This is a genomic window from Halomonas halophila, assembly GCF_030406665.1.
Classification (GTDB): Bacteria; Pseudomonadota; Gammaproteobacteria; order Pseudomonadales; family Halomonadaceae; genus Halomonas; species Halomonas halophila.
Window position 1 is genome coordinate 2,113,757 of the sequence record NZ_CP129121.1, and the last position, 16,178, is coordinate 2,129,934.

Sequence of the window (16,178 nt, forward strand, 5' to 3'; positions counted from 1 at the left end):
TATGCCCCCCCGCCGACGGGCACTTTGCCCTGCCTCCGCAAGCGTTGATCCAGGCTCCGCAATCGCCGGTCCCGAGGAGGACGAGATGTCACAGACCCAGGCTCGCTGTAACCGCATCGCCCGTAGCGCCGGCGAGCACTGCCACGACTATCCCCAGTTGATGCTGGGCTGGCGCGGGGCGATGGACTACGAGTTCAGCCGCGGCAGCCAGCGCCTGGCGCTGGGCCAGGCGGCGATCCTCCCGGTGGGCGAGACGCACCATTACATGGGACGTGGCGACGACAGCGAAGTGTTGGTGATCGACCTCGACCGCGACGACCCCTGCCTGACCTCCCTGGAACAGAGTTGCGAGCTGGCGCTGCGGGAATCGCTGTTCGCCGAGCCCCGAGCGCTCACCCTGCCGCCGACGCTGATGCCGATGGTCGACTACACCACCGGCCAGCTTCGCGGCCGGCACACGCCGCAACAGGCGGCGCTGATCAACCACCAGCTGGCGCTGCTGTTCGTCAGCCAGTTCAGCCAGCTGCTCGGCGAGGAGGGCCCGGGCGCCCGGCGGCGCGAGCGCCTGCCCGCCGCGGCCCTGGACGCCTTCATCGACGAACGCCTGGACCTGCCGCCGGACAACCAGGCGCTGGCCGAGGCCATGAACCTCGGCCAGAGCCAGCTTCACCTGCTCTGCCAGCGCCAGTTCGGCGTGACACCCCAGCAATACGTGCTGCAGCGCCGCCTGCAGTGGGCACGCTACTGGCTATGCCAGACTACGCGCCCGGTCGGCGAGATCGCTCTCGACCTAGGTTTCGCCGACGTATCGACCTTCTCGCGAGCGTTCCGCCGCCGCACCGGCCGCTCGCCCAGTGAGGAACGACGCCAGGGCAGCACCGCCCGCATGTCCTGAACACAGGTGAAGCAACCTCCAGCATTGCGCCGTGTGAGGCGGACTCTATTCGGTAGATAAGATCTGTGGTCACAGCCGCAGCAGAGACAAGGAGTGCGGTTATCAGGTTTTAGCTTTAAGCACAGTATCTGAGGATCTAGGCATACGTGGTGGCCTCGATAAAGCCTTTCTAGGAAAGGCTTGGGGCACCTGCAGGGTGGTGGCAATGTCCGCCGCCTGATATGTCACCGAAAAATGCCCAATCGGACATCTTGCCGTTTCTCTATCCCGGCGTTATCTCACGACACTTGGACGGTCCATGTTAACGACGAAAAAAACAAAAAAAGCCGCCCGATGCATTGATTGCATCGGGCGGCTTCTCGAAATTCGTTGGTGGAGCCTAGCGGGATCGAACCGCTGACCTCAACACTGCCAGTGTTGCGCTCTCCCAGCTGAGCTAAGGCCCCACTGTTGCTCGCCGCTGTTGCCTTGCGAGAACGAGGCGAATATTACGGACATTCCCCACGCTCGTCAACACCTTGGCGGGAAAAATCAGACCTAGGGCTGACACCAATTCCCCTTAGGGAGATGTTGTGCCACGCTAGGGACTATCATGGCTGCTCTATATGCGCCCGACACACTTAACATCATCTTAGGAGCACCTGCCTTGATCAGGGTTCTCGTTGCCGACGACCACCACCTGGTAAGGACCAGTATCGCCCACCTGCTCGGTGCCGAGCAGGACATCACCATCGTGGGCGAGGCCGCAGATGGCGAAGATGCCATTCGCCTGGCCCGCGAACTCAAGCCCGATATCGTGCTGATGGATATCCGCATGCCGGGCATCGGCGGTCTGGAAGCCACGCGCAAGATCCATCGTTTTACCCAGGACATCCGTATCCTGGTGCTGACCGCCTTCATCGAGGACACCTTCGCCCAGCGCCTGCTCGATGCCGGTGCCCATGGCTTTATCAGCAAGGGCTCGCAGCACGACGAGATGGTGACCGCGGTGCGCAGCGTCTTCGCCGGGCAGCGCTACGTCAGCCCGGAGATCGCCCAGCGCCTGGTCCTGTCGCGCATCGACGCCAGCGACAACCCCTTCGACCAGCTGTCCCAGCGCGAACTGCAGGTGGCGATGATGATCGTCAACTGCCAGAAGGTGGCCGATATCGCTGACCGCATGTTCCTGAGCCCCAAGACCGTCAACACCTACCGCTACCGCATCTTCGAGAAGCTCGACGTGCATTCCGACGTCGAGCTGACCCACCTCGGGCTGCGTCACGGCCTGGTCGACGGCTTCAGCGAGGCGGAATGACTCGACCGGGAGACTCCCCGTAATCCCCGCCCCGGCGGCGCGTCTGATAGGATGAGCCTCCATCCACGCCAGACCGCCGCCCGATGAGTTTCGATTCGCGCCACTTCCTCGCCACCGTCACCGAAGCCCCCGGCGTCTACCGCATGCTCGACGAGAGCGGCGAGACGCTCTACGTCGGCAAGGCCCGCCGCCTCAAGCCACGCCTGGCCAGCTACTTCCGCGGCGCGCTTAACGCCAAGACCCAGGCGCTGGTGGCACGCATCGCCGACATCCAGGTCACGGTCACCAACAGCGAGACCGAGGCGCTGCTGCTCGAGCAGACGCTGATCAAGGAGCAGCGCCCGCCCTATAACATCCTGCTGCGCGACGACAAGTCCTATCCCTTCGTCTTCGTTACCGACCGCCATCCTTTCCCGGCGCTGGAGTACAAGCGGGCACGCACCCGCCATGACGACGGCCGCTACCTGGGCCCCTATCCCAGCAGCACCGCGGTGCGCGAGAGCCTGTCGCTGATGCAGAAGATCTTCCGCATCCGCAACTGCGAGGACAGCGTCTTCGCCCATCGCACCCGGCCCTGCCTGCAGTATCAGATCGATCGCTGCACGGCCCCCTGCGTGGATTACATCTCGGAGGCGGACTATCGGCGCGACCTGGAGCACGCCATTCAGTGCCTGGAAGGCAAGAGCGAGGCCGTGACCCGGGAGCTGACTCGCGACATGGAAGCGGCCAGCCAGGCCCTCGAGTTCGAGGAGGCCGCCCGACTGCGCGACCAGATCCAGCAGCTGCGCCAGCTGCAGCAACGCCAGTTCGTCGACACCGGCAGCGGCGACGCGGACGTCTTCGCCCTGGCCTCCCGCCCGGGGGCACTGTGCATATCGGTGCTCGCCATCCGGCAGGGGCGACTGCTGGGCGCCCGCCATCATCAGCCGACCAACGGCCTGGACCTGGGCCCGGAAGCCCTGCTTGGCGAGTTCGTCAGCCAGTTCTACCTCGGCCAGGCCCGCGAGATTCCCGGCGAGGTGATCACCAGCCATGCGCTGCCCGATGCCGAGCTGCTGGCACAGGCACTGAGCGAGCATGCCGGCAAGCGGATTCGCGTCACCGATCAGGTGCGCAGCCACCGCGCCCAGTGGCAGGAGCTGGCCCGCACCAACGCCGAACAGCAGCTGGCCGGCCAGCTGGCCAACCAGACCCAGCTCGCGAAGCGCTTCGAGGCGCTGCGCGAGGCACTCGGGCTCGAGCAGGCACCGGAACGCCTGGAATGCTTCGATATCAGCCACAGCCAGGGCGAGGCCACCGTGGCCTCCTGTGTGGTGTTCGATGCCGACGGCCCGCGCAAGTCCGACTATCGCCGTTTCAACATCGAGGGCATCGAGCCCGGCGACGACTACGCCGCCATGCGCCAGGCCCTGACCCGCCGTTTCAAGCGCCTCGCCCAAGGCGAAGGTTCACGACCGGACATTCTTGTCGTCGACGGCGGCAAGGGCCAGCTCAACATGGCCCGCGAGGTGTTCGCCGAGCTCGGGGTGACCGGCGTGATGCTGCTGGGCGTCGCCAAGGGCAGCACCCGCAAGGCGGGACTGGAGATCCTCTACCTGGAGACCGTCGACCGCACCCTCGACCTCGATGCCACCTCCCCGGCCCTGCATCTACTGCAGCATATCCGCGACGAATCGCACCGCTTCGCCATCACCGGCCACCGCACCCGGCGCGACAAGGCGAGGCGGACCTCGACCCTGGAAGACATTCCCGGCGTCGGCCCACGCCGCCGTCGCGAACTGCTGCGTTTCTTCGGCGGCCTGCAGGGCGTCCGCCAGGCCAACCGTGACGAACTCGCCCGGGTCCCAGGCATCAGCGCCACCCTCGCCGACACCATCCATCGCGCCCTGCATGGATGAATGCCGCCGGGCGAGAGCACGAAGACCCGCCACCGATACCCGGCATCAGCCGCTCTCCATCCTGGCCGCCGACACCATCCATCGGGCCCTGCATGGATAAACACCGCAGGGCGGGATCACGAAGACCCGCCACCGATACCCGGCATCAGCCGTTCTCCCCCTAACGTCCGGCTTGATTCGGCGTGCCTACATGGATGAGCGTCGCCGAGCGGGATAGAATGACCCGATATCCCGTGTTCCCCCTCAGGCAAGGACCGCAGCTTCGATGAACATCCCCAACCTCCTGACCCTGGCCAGAATCGTCTTCATCCCGCTGCTGGTCGTACTGTTCTATCTGCCCTTCTCATGGAGCATGCTGGCCACCGGCGCCCTGTTCGGCCTGGCCTCGATCACCGACTGGCTGGACGGCTACCTGGCTCGGCGCTGGAACCAGTCGACGCCCTTCGGCGCCTTCCTCGACCCGGTCGCCGACAAGCTGATGGTCGCCGTGGCCCTGGCGCTGCTGATAGAACGCTACGACGCCAGCTGGCTGACCCTGCCGGCACTGGTGATCATCGGTCGCGAGATCGTGATCTCGGCGCTGCGCGAGTGGATGGCCGAGATGGGCAAGCGCGGCACGGTGGCCGTCTCCTCGATCGGCAAGCTGAAGACCACCCTGCAGATGATCGCCCTGCTGCTGCTGCTGGGCTTCGCCCCGGGCACTTCCATCGCCACGCTCGGTGTCGTGACCCTCTATGCCGCGGCCCTGCTGACCCTGTGGTCGATGATCCAGTACCTGCGGGCCGCCTGGCCGCACCTCAGCGACTCGATGTAACGACAGCCGAGAAAAGCGTTTGACAGTCACCGACTTATCCGTATAATTCGTCCTCGAGTCAGGCGGGAATAGCTCAGTGGTAGAGCATCGCCTTGCCAAGGCGAGGGTCGCGAGTTCGAATCTCGTTTCCCGCTCCACTCTCTTCGACAGAAGAGAACTGACTCGAACGGATCAATGCGCAAGACGGGCCATCGTCTTCGCTCCATCCCCCACGGGTGGCACGATCCTTGAGGCTGGATGGCAGAGTGGTTATGCAGCGGACTGCAACTCCGTGTACGCCGGTTCGATTCCGACTCCAGCCTCCATCATTCCTATAGCTGTGCGCTCGAACCCCCCGCCCGGATGGCGAAATTGGTAGACGCAAGGGACTTAAAATCCCTCGGTGGCAACACCGTGCCGGTTCGAGCCCGGCTCCGGGCACCATGACTTCCCGACCCGCCATGGGCTGACCTGTCGACGGTACTCCTTTCCCCATGAAGCTGGTACGCCCGCTACGCGACCCCTACTTCACGAATCAGCATCGTCGCATTCTGCACGTGCTGCGCGTGGCGCTGGCTCTGACCGTCGCCTATGCCATCACCGAACCCTTCGATCTCCCGCATCGCGGCTGGGCGCTGGTCAGCACCGTGATGGTGATGGGCAACCTGCCCCACATCGGCGGCGTGCTCGACAAGGGGCGCCAGCGCCTGCTCGGATCGCTGCTGGGCGCCCTCTGGGGGCTGCTGCTGATCGTCATCACCCCCTTCTGGCCCCCGGTGCTGCATCTCGGCGCCCTGGCCGGCATCGCCGCGGTCACCTGGTACACCTTCAGCAAGCGTTTCGGCTACGGCGGCCTGATGTTCGCCATCAGCCTGCTGCTGGTCATCGGCGGCAGCACCCCCGAACTGGAAGCTGCCCTGTGGCGCAGTTTCAACGTGCTGCTGGGCACGCTGATCGGCATCGGCGTCACCGTGCTGGTGCTGCCCCACAAGGCTACCGACCTGCTGCGCTTCGCCCTCGCCGATCACCTGGATCACATGGCCCGGCTCTATCATGCTCATACGTCGGCCAGCGCGCCGCCCGACCTCGACACCCACGAGCTGCTCAAGGGCTGCAGCAAGCTGTTGGTCAAGCAGCGCGGGCTGGTGGATGCCATTCATCGCGAGAACCGGCTGACCCGCGTCGAGCTGGACGAGCTCATCTCCCTCCAGCGCCGCATGTTCTCGACCATCGAGCTGCTGCTCGAAACCCACTGGAACACCCGCGCCGGCCACGAGCGCATCGATGCCATGCACGGCCTTCGCGGCCAGCAGCACACCCTGGCCCGCGCCATCGGCACCCTGGCGTTCCAGGTACGCACCGGCCACCCCATCGACGTCGAACTCGCCCCCTTCGACCTGCAGCGCCATGCCGAGCTCGCGGGCGATGCCTACGCCGAAGACGGCCGCCGCCTGTTCAGCCCCAGCGGCTACCTGTGGCTCAATCGCGAGCTGGCCCGTCTGACCGGCGAACTGGTCGAACGGTTGGGCAGCCTGGAGCGCCTGCCCAGCCGCCGTCTGCGCAAGGGCGCGTCGCGCCACGGTCTGCTCGAGCCGGACGACACCGGCCAGGCACCGCAGTAACGCCGCCATGAAAGGAACCGTCCGATGCCCGACAGCCCCCACGAGACCCTGATCATCGGCGGCGGTATCGCCGGCCTGGTCCTGGCCCTGGAGATCGCCGAACACCGCCCCGTGACGCTGCTGCAACCGTCCCGCGAGGCCCTGGGCGCCAGCCGCTGGGCCCAGGGCGGCATCGCCGCCGTGCTGTCGCCGGACGACGATGTCGAGGCGCACGTCGCCGACACCCTGGTGGCCGGCGACGGCCTGTGCGACGAGGCCGCGGTGCGCTTCACCGTGGAGCAGGGGCCGGCCGCCATCGAGTGGCTGCTGTCGCTGGGCGTCCCCTTCACGCCGGATCCCGACCCCGAGGCCCGCTACCCGTATCACCTGACCCGGGAAGGCGGTCACGGGGCACGCCGAATCATCCACGCCGACGATGCCACCGGGCGCGCCGTGGTGGAGACCCTGCGACAGCACGTTGAACGCCACCCGGCCATCCGCCTGCGCACCGACCTGACCGCCATCGGCCTGATCGCTGACGTCGCCGGTCACTGCCGGGGCGCCCGCTGCCTCGACGAAAACGGCGGTCTGGTGGAACTGATGGCGGCGGACACCGTACTCGCCACCGGCGGTGCCAGTGGCCTGTTCCGCCACACCACCAGCCCCGACCCGGCCTGCGGCGAAGGCATGCTGATGGCGGCCGAGCTTGGTGCCGAGCTGATGAACCTGGAATTCCAGCAGTTCCACCCCACCTGCCTGTTCGACCCGGACGGCCCACCTTTTCTGATCAGCGAAGCGGTACGCGGCGAGGGCGGCCTCCTGCTCGACGCCGACGGACGCCGCTTCATGCCAGAGGTCGACCCTCGCGCCGAACTGGCCCCGCGCGACGTGGTCGCCCGCGCCATCGACGCCGAAATGCAGCGCAGCGGCCGCGACCATGTCTGGCTCGACGTGCGCCATCTGGGGGAAGATGCCATTCGCCACCACTTCCCCACCATCCACGCTTACTGCGCCTCACGCGGCATCGACATCGCCCGGGAGCCGATCCCGGTGGTTCCGGCCGCCCACTACAGCTGCGGCGGCGTGAGCACCGATCTCGAGGGCGTCACCACGGTGCCCCGCCTCCATGCCGTGGGGGAGGTGGCCGGCACCGGGCTGCACGGCGCCAATCGCATGGCCAGCAACTCATTGCTGGAGTGCCTGGCCTTTGCCCGCAGCTGCGCGCGTCGCCTGCGTGATGCCAGCACGCCCGGCGATGCCCCGCTGACGTCCTGGCAGCCCGGCACCACGCCAGTGCCGGATGCAGAATGCCAGGCGTTGCTGACCGAGGTGCGCACGATCATGAGCGAGAGCGTGGCCATCGTGCGCCATGATGCCGGGCTCGCGGCGGCCGAGGAACGCCTCGCCGAGCTCGCCGAGCGCCTGGCGCCGTGCATCGCCGAGGCGCGTCCCAGCGTTCCCCTCGCCCGGCTATGGCATGCCCTGCGCCTGGCACGACTCACCGTGGCCAGCGCCCGGACGCGCCGCGAATCCCGCGGCCTGCACTTCAACCCCGACTGCCCGCTGCATGGCGATCCCGCACCACAGCCATCACGCCTCCACCTCAGCGACCTGACATCCGCCAACCACTGAGGGATGCGGCCGCCCCGAGGCGCTCGTATAAAAGAGCGGAACAACACGGGCAGCCACCATGGAAGAGGCGCCCGGAGCGACACTTCATCGTCCGGCATCGGGGAAGGCGGAAAAGAGAAGCCGGCATCAAGGAAGAGAGAGCAGCGCCTTGCGCAGCCGACGCAGCGATTCGGCGTTGCCGCTATCGGGCCAGAGCCAGAGGCGCCTGCCGGGCAGGCGCAGCCCGATCAGCCAGGGTCCCAGGTAGTCGCACCGCAGCGGCACTTGCTGCCAGACCTCACTCCCCGCAGGACGCCAGGCCAGCAGTGGCGCCGCACCCTCTCGCGGCTGCAGGCGCAGCGCACCCCGCAGCCGCTGCCGGGCGACATCGATCAGCACGGCAGCCATCAGCGCCGCCGCTGGCAGGGCCGCCCACCAGGTCACGAACGTTCCCAGCCACCCCACCACGCCCAGGGCCATCAGGCCCTGGGCGAGCAACGACAGCCTAGAGGTTGCGATAGTGATCGTTATCGGTGCTCTCGGCATGCTCGACGATCATCTTGACGATGCGGCGACGCTCGGGCTCCTCGGGCCACTCACGGCGCATCAACCAGGCGAAGAGATCCTGATCCTCCTCGTCGATCAGGGTGCGATAGGCGGCCTGGTCGCGCTCGTCGAGGGTATCGTAGCGTTGCTCCAGGAAGGGAATCAGCAGCAGGTCGAGTTCCCACATGCCACGACGGGAATGCCAGTAGAGGCGCTTGCGAAGGGCGGCTGCCGCGGACGAATCGTCGTTCAAGATCGGCCTCGTTGATCCGATGAATGTGTCGACAGTATACCCGAGCCGTCCACCCCCGGCAGCCCGCCCCGATCCACCGTGCCCGCGGCCAAGGCGACTGGCCGAGCAGCGTCGAGCGCGGGTCCGGCAGCGGCACGCAACTTGCGTGTGAAGGCTAGTGCGTTGTTTTATCAAAAGTTGCGCAGTATGCTTTGAGGAACGATCGCCCTGTGCCCCACGGCCGGATCAGGACAGCACGGAGAGAGCCGATGACCAAGTCCGAACTGATCGAACAGATTGCCATGCGACAGCCCGAGCTGTCCGTCAAGGACGTCGAGGCCGCCGTGCGGCTGATCCTGGATGACATCACCGACACCCTCGCGGACGGCGGGCGGGTCGAGATCCGCGGCTTCGGCAGCTTCTCGCTGCACTATCGCGAACCGCGCGTCGGCCGCAACCCCAAGACCGGCGAGCCCGTCGATCTCGACGGCAAGTTCGTACCGCACTTCAAGCCCGGCAAGGAGCTGCGCGAGCAGGTGGACGCCAGTCGCGCCCTCGGTTACTGACGGGCGCGCCCGACCGCCCTTCCCACTCTCTTTCACACGACACGGGAATTCACACATGCGTTGGCTCAAAGGCCTGATCCTGGCCGTCATCCTGCTGGTGGTACTGCTGGTCGGCATTCTTTTCGCCGTCAACAACCAGCAAGCCCTGCCCCTCAACCTGATCTGGTTCGAGCTGCCGGCGGCGTCGCTCTCGGTGTGGCTGCTGGCCAGCCTGGTCGTCGGTGTACTGCTTGGCATGCTCGCCATGGGTGGCGTCTACCTGCGCCTGCGCACCCTGCTGACCCGGGCCCAGCGCCACAATCAGCAGCAGCGCAAGGAGCTGGACCAGCTGCGCGTCCAGGAGATGAAGGAACTGCCCTGAGCATGACCGATGTTCTGCTGCTGGCCCTGTTGTTGGCAGCGGTCGCCATCGGCTGGTGGCTCGGCCGCCGCGAACGCCGGAACACCGCCCCCGCGCCTCAGTCGCCGACGCTGGCCCGCGATTACTTCGTGGGCCTCAACTATCTGCTCAACGACCAGCAGGACCGCGCCATCGAGACCTTCATCGGCGCCCTGGAGGTCAACAGCGATACCATCGAGACGCACATCGCCCTGGGCAACCTGTTCCGCACCCGCGGCGAGGCCGACCGGGCGGTCAAGGTCCACCAGAACCTGCTGGCACGTCCGACGCTCAGCGCCCAACAGGGCGACCGCGTTCAGCTGGAGCTGTCACGCGACTTCCTGCAACTCGGCCTGCTGGACCGCGCCGAGCGACTGCTCTACTCGCTGATCAAGGACAGCCATAACGGCGAGCATCGCCATGCCGCCAGGCAACTGCTGGTCGACCTGCTGGAACGGGAAGGCGAGTACCAGCAGGCACTGGACGTGGCCCAGCCGGCGCTGATCAAGGAAAGCAACGACGTGCGGCGCGCCGCCGCCCACTGGCTGTGCGAGATCGCCGACCAGGAGCGCCAGTCGGCGAGCCCGGTGTTGGCGCGTCGCCATCTCAAGCAGGCGCTTTCCACCGATCGCCAGTGCGTTCGCGCCAATCTGATGCTGGCCGACATGGCACTGGAGACAGGCCAGTACCGCCAGGCGATCCGGCTGCTGCAGCGAATTCCCGACCAGGACAAGCACTTCATTCCGACCCTGCTAGAACCGCTGGGACGCGCCTATCGGCTGCTCGACGATGAAGAGGGACTGATTCGTCACCTCGAGTCGCTGCTCGAGACCGCGCCCTATACCAGCGTGATCATCATGCTGGCCGAGACCCTGCGCCGCCAGCATGGTGATACGGAGGCCGCCCAGGCGCTGCTGACCCGAGAGCTGGAGCGCTCGCCGAGCCTCGGCGCCGTCGACTACCTGATTCGGCTCTACCACCAGCAGGAAGGTGGCACGGGCAACCCGCGCATCGAACTGCTGCAGCGCCACACCCACACGCTGCTCCAGGCCCGCCCCCGCCATCGCTGCCAGCGCTGCGGCTTCAGCGGCGAACCGCTGCTGTGGCAGTGCCCCCGCTGTCGCAGCTGGGGCACCACCAAACCGATCACCGGGATCGAGGGCGAATAGCCAACCCTCAGCCCGTCGCCAGCTCCGCCTCGATGGCGGCCAGCGCCGCCATGGGATCCCCTGCCTGGGTGACCGGACGCCCCACCACCAGATGGGTACTGCCCGCCGCCATGGCCGTTGTCGGCGTCATCACGCGCCGCTGATCGCCGGCGTCCGCCGTGGCCGGACGAATGCCCGGCGTCACCTTGAGGAAGTCGTCGCCGCACAGGGTGCGCAGCCGCCCGGCTTCCTGGGCCGAACACACCACCCCGTCCATGCCGCTATCGCGCGCCAGGGTCGCCAACCGCTCGACCTGCTCCGCGGGCGTGGCCGTCACCCCCACCTCCGCCAGGTCCTCGGCCGCCATGCTGGTCAGCACCGTCACCGCGATCAGGTGAGTGGACAGGTCATGCTGGACCAGACGCTGCTTGGCCGCCTCCATCATCCGCCCGCCGCCACCGGCGTGCACGTTGACCATCCACACACCCTGTTCGGCGGCGGCCTGCACGGCACCGGCCACGGTATTGGGAATATCGTGGAACTTGAGGTCCAGGAACACCTCGAAGCCGCGCCCATGCAGGGCCTCGAGCACGTCGGGGCCGCTTCGCGTGAACAGCTCCTTGCCCACCTTGACCCGGCAACGGGCCGGATCGAGCCGGTCGGCCATGCACAGGGCGGCGTCCAGAGAGGCGTAATCGAGGGCGATGATCAGGGGAGACGCGGTGGGCACGGGCAGGGCTCCTGGTAGCTGATTGAACCTGCGCAGTATATCAGCCAACGCCCCAATCGCATGGGGAGATCACGACTCGCAGGCGTCGTCCATCGACGACAAAACACCGAGGCGATGGCTCGCACCCGAGTGCCTCCGATGCCACTAGCTTGAGACAGGTGCCGCCACGGCACCCGGGCTCACCCGTTCGCCCGCCCCCCCATCGAGAGAGGTCCCTGCCATGAAAACACGCTACACCACCGGTATCGCCGCCCTGGGCCTGACGCTGATGCTCGGCCTGGTATCACCGGCCATCGCACAGGACATGGCGCCGATCGACGTCAACACCGCCGATGTCACCCTGCTCGCCGAGCTGCCGGGCATCGGCGAGACTCGGGCCGCCGCCATCGTCGAAGACCGCGAGGCCAACGGCCCCTTCGAGAGCGCCGACGACCTTTCCCGGGTCAGCGGTATCGGTGAGATGACCGTACAGGGCCTCTCCGATCAAGTCACCTTCTGACCGCATCGACGGCGGACCCAGGCTGCACCGGCGCCCCGATGCAGGATGGCACCTTGCCGACCGCGCCTAGGTTTCGTGCGAAAAGTCGGCGAGCGATGGCCAGAAAAGGCAAAAATCGGTGAAAAGACGGAGTTTACGTGGTGTAAATGAGGACTTTTAGCCGATTTTTAACGCCGTAAGGGCGAGCGCAGACAGTTTTCGTACAGAACCTAGATCCTGAGCCCGCCGTCACACTCCAGCACCCGCCCGGTGAAATAGTCGTTGGCGAAGATGAAGGCCACGCTCTCGGCGATATCACCGGGCTGGCCCATGTGGAGCAACGGGATCTGCGACGCGATACGATCGCGGATGTCCTCGCGCAGCTCGGCCGTCATTTCGGTCTCGATGAAGCCCGGCGCCACCGCCCCCACCCGAATGCCGTACCGGGACAGCTCCTGAGCCCAGGTCACCGTCAGCGAGGCCACCCCGGCCTTGGCCGCCGCGTAGTTGCTCTGGCCGACATTGCCACCGCGCACCACGCTGGAGATATTGACGATCACGCCCTGGCGACCGGCCTCGATCATGCGGGTGGCGGCCTCACGCCCGCACAGGAAGACGCCGGTCAGGTTGACGTCGATCACCCGCTGCCAGTCGGACAGCGACAGACGCGTCGACACCTCGCCGTCACGTGCCTTGACCAGCAGGCCGTCGCGCACGATGCCGGCGTTGTTGACCAGCCCATCGAGAGGCCCCAGAGATTCGCCGACGGCCGTGAAGGCCTCCGCCACGGAGGCCTCGTCGGCCACGTCGACGACAAAGCCCCGCGCCATGATATTGGCCTCCGCCAGCCGACTCACGGCGGCATCCAGGCTGTCGCCGTCTCGGTCGAGCAGCGCCACGGTCGCGCCCTCCCGGCCGAGGCGCTCGGCCATCGCCAGCCCCAGGCCTCGGGCGCCACCGGTGATGGCGATGATGCGATCCTGCAGTGTCATGTCGAATCTCCCCACGCTGATGATCGTGCGTCGCTGCCGGAGCGCAGAAAGGCCGGCACCGACATCCGTCGTGCTTAGCTTATCCCGAATGTTGCGATGCAACACTCCGCCCTTCGCACGAGGCTTGATTTCCCACCACGACGCCCCCATTAAACCGGCATTCGTCAACGCGGAGTCATCATGCCCTTTCTCGCTTTCTTTACCGTCTTCGCCCTGCTCGACTTCGTCCTGCTGTTCACGGTCGGCAGCCACATCGGGCTGCTGACCACCCTGGCCCTGGTGCTGGGCACCGGCTTCCTGGGCCTGCACCTGATCCGTCGGGAAGGCGTCGCCACCTTCGCCCGCGCCCAGGAGCGCATGAACCGTGGCGAGCTGCCCTCCGGCGAGCTGCTGACCGGCGCCGCCCTGATCTTCGGTGGCGCCCTGCTGATGGCCCCGGGCTTCCTGTCCGATGCCCTGGGTTTCATGTGCCTGATTCCGGACGCGCGTCGCCTGCTCGGCCGACTGCTGGGCCGGGCAGGCATGCGCTTCCAGGGCGTCCACATGCAGGCCGGTGCCTATCAGGCCCGCCAGGGGCGCGACGCCGACTGGCAGCAGGCCGGCGAATCGCACGAGCCAGGCCAGCGCACCTCCTCTCGTGATGCTGACGGCGAGCCGCTGGAAGGCGACTTCATCGCCCACGACGAGCGGCGCGGCTGAACGGCAAAAAATTTTCGGACGGGGGCTTGAAAGCCCACTGGCCAGCCCCACCTATCCGACAGCAACGAGTTTCGATTCCGGCCCGCCGGAATCATCCCCACGGAAGGCAGGCGCCTTCACCCCGCAGCGAGACCTGCGGGTTGATGATGAAAACGCCGGGGCAGCGACGCTCCGGCACAGCAAACCATCAGGAGAACGTGAGCAATGAACATCCGTCCCTTGCACGATCGCGTCGTCATCCGTCGCGTCGAAGAAGAACAGAAAACCGCTGGCGGCATCGTGCTCCCGGGCAGCGCCCAGGAAAAGCCGACGCGTGGCGAAGTCCTCGCCGTCGGTAACGGCCGGATCCTGGACAGCGGCGACGTTCGCCCGCTCGACGTCAAGGTCGGCGACACCGTGATCTTCAAGGATGGCTTCGGCGTCGAGAAGCAGAAGATCGACGGTGAAGAAGTGCTGATCATGAGCGAGTCCGACATCCTGGCCGTCGTCGAAGGCTGAGCCTAGACCGCCACCCGCTCGAAACCGACGTTCACGAACTCACAGGAAACCTACGAAAATGGCAGCGAAACAAGTCAAGTTCTCCAGCGATGCCCGCACTCGCATGGCCAAGGGTGTCGACACCCTGGCCAACGCCGTCAAGGCCACCCTGGGCCCGAAGGGCCGCAACGTGGTCCTGGAAAAGTCCTTCGGCGCACCGACCGTGACCAAGGACGGCGTTTCCGTGGCCAAGGAAATCGAGCTCAAGGACAAGTTCGAGAACATGGGCGCGCAGATGGTCAAGGAAGTCGCTTCCAAGACCTCCGACGTCGCCGGTGACGGCACCACCACCGCCACCGTGCTGGCCCAGTCCATCGTCAACGAAGGCCTGAAGGGCGTCATCGCTGGCATGAACCCGATGGACCTGAAGCGTGGCATCGACCAGGCCATCCAGGCCGCGGTCAAGGAAGTCGGCGAGCTGGCCGTGCCGTGCACCGACTCCAACGCCATCGCCCAGGTCGGCACCATCTCCGCCAACGGCGACACCAACATCGGCCGCATCATCGCCGAGGCCATGGAGAAGGTCGGCAAGGAGGGCGTCATCACCGTCGACGAAGGCCGTGGCTTCGAAGACGAGCTGGACGTCGTGGAAGGCATGCAGTTCGATCGCGGCTACCTGTCGCCGTACTTCGTGACCAACCAGGACACCATGGCCGTGGAACTGGAAGATCCGTTCATCCTGCTGGTGGACAAGAAGATCTCCAACATCCGCGAGCTGCTGCCGACCCTCGAGGCCGTGGCCAAGGCCGGCAAGCCGCTGGTGATCATCGCCGAGGACATCGAAGGCGAAGCCCTGGCCACCCTGGTGGTCAACACCATGCGCGGCATCGTCAAGGTCGCGGCCGCCAAGGCGCCGGGCTTCGGCGACCGTCGCAAGGCCATGCTGCAGGACATCGCCATCCTGACCGGCGGTACCGTGATCTCCGAGGAAGTGGGTCTGGACCTCGAGCAGGCCAACCTGGACCACCTGGGCACCGCCAAGCGCGTGACCATGTCCAAGGAAAACACCACCATCATCGATGGTGCCGGCCAGGACGCTGACATCGAGGCTCGCGTCAACCAGATCCGCGCCCAGATCGAAGAGACGTCCTCCGACTACGATCGCGAGAAGCTCCAGGAGCGCGTCGCCAAGCTGGCCGGCGGTGTCGCCGTGATCCGCGTCGGTGCCGCGACCGAAGTGGAGATGAAGGAGAAGAAGGCTCGCGTCGAGGACGCCCTGCACTCCACTCGCGCCGCTGTCGAGGAAGGCGTGGTGCCTGGCGGTGGTACCGCCCTGATCCGCGTGCTGACCAAGGTCGCCGGCCTCAAGGGCGAGAACGAGGACCAGACCCACGGCATCGCCATCGCCGTGCGCGCCATGGAAGCTCCGCTGCGCCAGATCGTCACCAACGCCGGCCAGGAGGCTTCCGTCATCCTGAACCGCGTCAAGGACGGTGAAGGCAACTTCGGCTACAACGCCCAGACCGGCGAGTTCGGCGACCTGTTCGACATGGGCGTGCTGGACCCGGCCAAGGTGACCCGTAGCGCCCTGCAGTCCGCAGGTTCCGTCGCCGGCCTGATGATCACCACCGAGTGCATGATCGCCGACGACCCGGACGAGCAGGACGCTGCCGGTGGCGGCGACATGGGTGGCATGGGCGGCATGGGAGGCATGGGCGGCATGATGTAAGCCGGTCCCTTCTTCCAGGCCACGCCTGAGACAGACCCCCGCCGGGCAACCGGCGGGGGTCTTCTCGTTAAGGGGACTGGCGGCTTGGCGGCCTGGCGGCCTGGCGCGGT

General features: G+C 66.5%; 17 protein-coding genes and 4 tRNA genes. 16 read left to right on the plus strand and 5 right to left on the minus strand.

What is annotated here, in order from left to right; genetic code table 11:
* The first annotated feature begins 85 nt into the window (after window positions 1-85).
* Complete coding sequence (locus tag QWG60_RS09750) at window positions 86-895, plus strand: helix-turn-helix transcriptional regulator (RefSeq protein ID WP_146910366.1); 810 nt, start codon at window positions 86-88, stop codon at window positions 893-895.
* Window positions 896-1,265: 370 nt separating this feature from the next.
* Here the strand turns inward: QWG60_RS09750 and QWG60_RS09755 are convergent.
* Window positions 1,266-1,341 (minus strand) — tRNA-Ala (locus QWG60_RS09755).
* A 200-nt stretch (window positions 1,342-1,541) separates the two neighbouring features.
* Between QWG60_RS09755 and uvrY the strand changes: the two genes are divergently transcribed.
* From uvrY to nadB, 8 genes are all read left to right on the plus strand, one after another.
* Window positions 1,542-2,189, plus strand: a complete 648-nt coding sequence (gene uvrY / locus QWG60_RS09760; protein ID WP_035595545.1) for a UvrY/SirA/GacA family response regulator transcription factor — start codon at window positions 1,542-1,544, stop codon at window positions 2,187-2,189.
* An 83-nt stretch (window positions 2,190-2,272) separates the two neighbouring features.
* Entirely contained in the window at window positions 2,273-4,087 is a 1,815-nt protein-coding gene (gene uvrC, locus QWG60_RS09765; protein ID WP_146909995.1) for an excinuclease ABC subunit UvrC, read from the plus strand.
* A gap of 265 nt (window positions 4,088-4,352) precedes the next feature.
* Window positions 4,353-4,901 (plus strand): CDP-diacylglycerol--glycerol-3-phosphate 3-phosphatidyltransferase, encoded by a 549-nt coding sequence (gene pgsA, locus QWG60_RS09770; RefSeq protein ID WP_035595551.1) that lies wholly within the window; start codon window positions 4,353-4,355, stop codon window positions 4,899-4,901.
* 62 nt (window positions 4,902-4,963) lie between these two features.
* Window positions 4,964-5,038, plus strand: a tRNA-Gly gene (locus tag QWG60_RS09775).
* 94 nt (window positions 5,039-5,132) lie between these two features.
* Window positions 5,133-5,206 (plus strand) — tRNA-Cys (locus QWG60_RS09780).
* Window positions 5,207-5,237: 31 nt separating this feature from the next.
* A tRNA-Leu gene (locus tag QWG60_RS09785) sits at window positions 5,238-5,324 on the plus strand.
* Window positions 5,325-5,374: 50 nt separating this feature from the next.
* Window positions 5,375-6,502, plus strand: a complete 1,128-nt coding sequence (locus QWG60_RS09790) for an FUSC family protein (RefSeq protein WP_046078026.1) — start codon at window positions 5,375-5,377, stop codon at window positions 6,500-6,502.
* Between the two features lie 24 nt (window positions 6,503-6,526).
* Entirely contained in the window at window positions 6,527-8,113 is a 1,587-nt protein-coding gene (nadB, locus tag QWG60_RS09795; RefSeq protein WP_146909997.1) for an L-aspartate oxidase, read from the plus strand.
* A 126-nt stretch (window positions 8,114-8,239) separates the two neighbouring features.
* On the opposite strand, the gene QWG60_RS09800 is transcribed toward nadB, so the two are convergent.
* On the minus strand, window positions 8,240-8,590 hold the full coding sequence (locus QWG60_RS09800; protein WP_052719258.1) for a hypothetical protein: 351 nt from the start codon (window positions 8,588-8,590) through the stop codon (window positions 8,240-8,242).
* A gap of 7 nt (window positions 8,591-8,597) precedes the next feature.
* Window positions 8,598-8,891 (minus strand): FAD assembly factor SdhE, encoded by a 294-nt coding sequence (locus QWG60_RS09805; RefSeq protein ID WP_035595558.1) that lies wholly within the window; start codon window positions 8,889-8,891, stop codon window positions 8,598-8,600.
* A 224-nt stretch (window positions 8,892-9,115) separates the two neighbouring features.
* Between QWG60_RS09805 and QWG60_RS09810 the strand changes: the two genes are divergently transcribed.
* The 3 genes from QWG60_RS09810 to lapB are packed head-to-tail and all read left to right on the plus strand — an operon-like array spanning window position 9,116 to window position 10,984.
* Window positions 9,116-9,436, plus strand: a complete 321-nt coding sequence (locus QWG60_RS09810; RefSeq protein ID WP_258393819.1) for an integration host factor subunit beta — start codon at window positions 9,116-9,118, stop codon at window positions 9,434-9,436.
* Between the two features lie 55 nt (window positions 9,437-9,491).
* Window positions 9,492-9,797 carry a lipopolysaccharide assembly protein LapA domain-containing protein gene (locus tag QWG60_RS09815; RefSeq protein ID WP_035595562.1) on the plus strand — a complete coding sequence of 102 codons (306 nt, stop codon included), beginning with the start codon at window positions 9,492-9,494 and terminating at the stop codon, window positions 9,795-9,797.
* Window positions 9,798-9,799: 2 nt separating this feature from the next.
* Window positions 9,800-10,984, plus strand: a complete 1,185-nt coding sequence (gene lapB / locus QWG60_RS09820) for a lipopolysaccharide assembly protein LapB (RefSeq protein ID WP_046078024.1) — start codon at window positions 9,800-9,802, stop codon at window positions 10,982-10,984.
* A gap of 7 nt (window positions 10,985-10,991) precedes the next feature.
* Here lapB and pyrF read toward each other — a convergent pair whose 3' ends face one another.
* Window positions 10,992-11,693, minus strand: coding sequence for an orotidine-5'-phosphate decarboxylase (gene pyrF, locus QWG60_RS09825; protein ID WP_046078023.1), 702 nt, complete (start codon window positions 11,691-11,693; stop codon window positions 10,992-10,994).
* Window positions 11,694-11,913: 220 nt separating this feature from the next.
* Between pyrF and QWG60_RS09830 the strand changes: the two genes are divergently transcribed.
* Window positions 11,914-12,192, plus strand: a complete 279-nt coding sequence (locus tag QWG60_RS09830; protein ID WP_046078022.1) for a ComEA family DNA-binding protein — start codon at window positions 11,914-11,916, stop codon at window positions 12,190-12,192.
* 209 nt (window positions 12,193-12,401) lie between these two features.
* Here QWG60_RS09830 and QWG60_RS09835 read toward each other — a convergent pair whose 3' ends face one another.
* Window positions 12,402-13,163, minus strand: a complete 762-nt coding sequence (locus QWG60_RS09835) for an SDR family NAD(P)-dependent oxidoreductase (protein WP_146909999.1) — start codon at window positions 13,161-13,163, stop codon at window positions 12,402-12,404.
* Window positions 13,164-13,343: 180 nt separating this feature from the next.
* Between QWG60_RS09835 and QWG60_RS09840 the strand changes: the two genes are divergently transcribed.
* The 3 genes from QWG60_RS09840 (at window position 13,344) to groL (ending at window position 16,068) form a co-directional block, all read left to right on the plus strand.
* Window positions 13,344-13,862 (plus strand): FxsA family protein, encoded by a 519-nt coding sequence (locus QWG60_RS09840; protein WP_046078020.1) that lies wholly within the window; start codon window positions 13,344-13,346, stop codon window positions 13,860-13,862.
* Window positions 13,863-14,066: 204 nt separating this feature from the next.
* Window positions 14,067-14,360 carry a co-chaperone GroES gene (locus tag QWG60_RS09845; protein ID WP_035595572.1) on the plus strand — a complete coding sequence of 98 codons (294 nt, stop codon included), beginning with the start codon at window positions 14,067-14,069 and terminating at the stop codon, window positions 14,358-14,360.
* Between the two features lie 58 nt (window positions 14,361-14,418).
* Window positions 14,419-16,068: a chaperonin GroEL gene (gene groL / locus QWG60_RS09850; protein ID WP_046078019.1), complete on the plus strand. Its 1,650-nt coding sequence runs from the start codon at window positions 14,419-14,421 to the stop codon at window positions 16,066-16,068.
* The last annotated feature ends 110 nt before the right edge of the window (window positions 16,069-16,178 follow it).

What these genes read in the sequence shown, in the direction of transcription:
- QWG60_RS09815 (WP_035595562.1), top strand. Translation starts at nt 9,492, where the DNA reads ATGCGTTGGCTCAAAGGCCTGATCCTGGCCGTCATCCTGCTGGTGGTA.
- QWG60_RS09845 (WP_035595572.1), top strand. Translation starts at nt 14,067, where the DNA reads ATGAACATCCGTCCCTTGCACGATCGCGTCGTCATCCGTCGCGTCGAA.
- QWG60_RS09750 (WP_146910366.1), top strand. Translation starts at nt 86, where the DNA reads ATGTCACAGACCCAGGCTCGCTGTAACCGCATCGCCCGTAGCGCCGGC.
- QWG60_RS09835 (WP_146909999.1), bottom strand. Translation starts at nt 13,163, where the DNA reads ATGACACTGCAGGATCGCATCATCGCCATCACCGGTGGCGCCCGAGGC.
- nadB (WP_146909997.1), top strand. Translation starts at nt 6,527, where the DNA reads ATGCCCGACAGCCCCCACGAGACCCTGATCATCGGCGGCGGTATCGCC.
- QWG60_RS09830 (WP_046078022.1), top strand. Translation starts at nt 11,914, where the DNA reads ATGAAAACACGCTACACCACCGGTATCGCCGCCCTGGGCCTGACGCTG.
- lapB (WP_046078024.1), top strand. Translation starts at nt 9,800, where the DNA reads ATGACCGATGTTCTGCTGCTGGCCCTGTTGTTGGCAGCGGTCGCCATC.
- uvrC (WP_146909995.1), top strand. Translation starts at nt 2,273, where the DNA reads ATGAGTTTCGATTCGCGCCACTTCCTCGCCACCGTCACCGAAGCCCCC.
- QWG60_RS09840 (WP_046078020.1), top strand. Translation starts at nt 13,344, where the DNA reads ATGCCCTTTCTCGCTTTCTTTACCGTCTTCGCCCTGCTCGACTTCGTC.
- groL (WP_046078019.1), top strand. Translation starts at nt 14,419, where the DNA reads ATGGCAGCGAAACAAGTCAAGTTCTCCAGCGATGCCCGCACTCGCATG.
- QWG60_RS09790 (WP_046078026.1), top strand. Translation starts at nt 5,375, where the DNA reads ATGAAGCTGGTACGCCCGCTACGCGACCCCTACTTCACGAATCAGCAT.
- pgsA (WP_035595551.1), top strand. Translation starts at nt 4,353, where the DNA reads ATGAACATCCCCAACCTCCTGACCCTGGCCAGAATCGTCTTCATCCCG.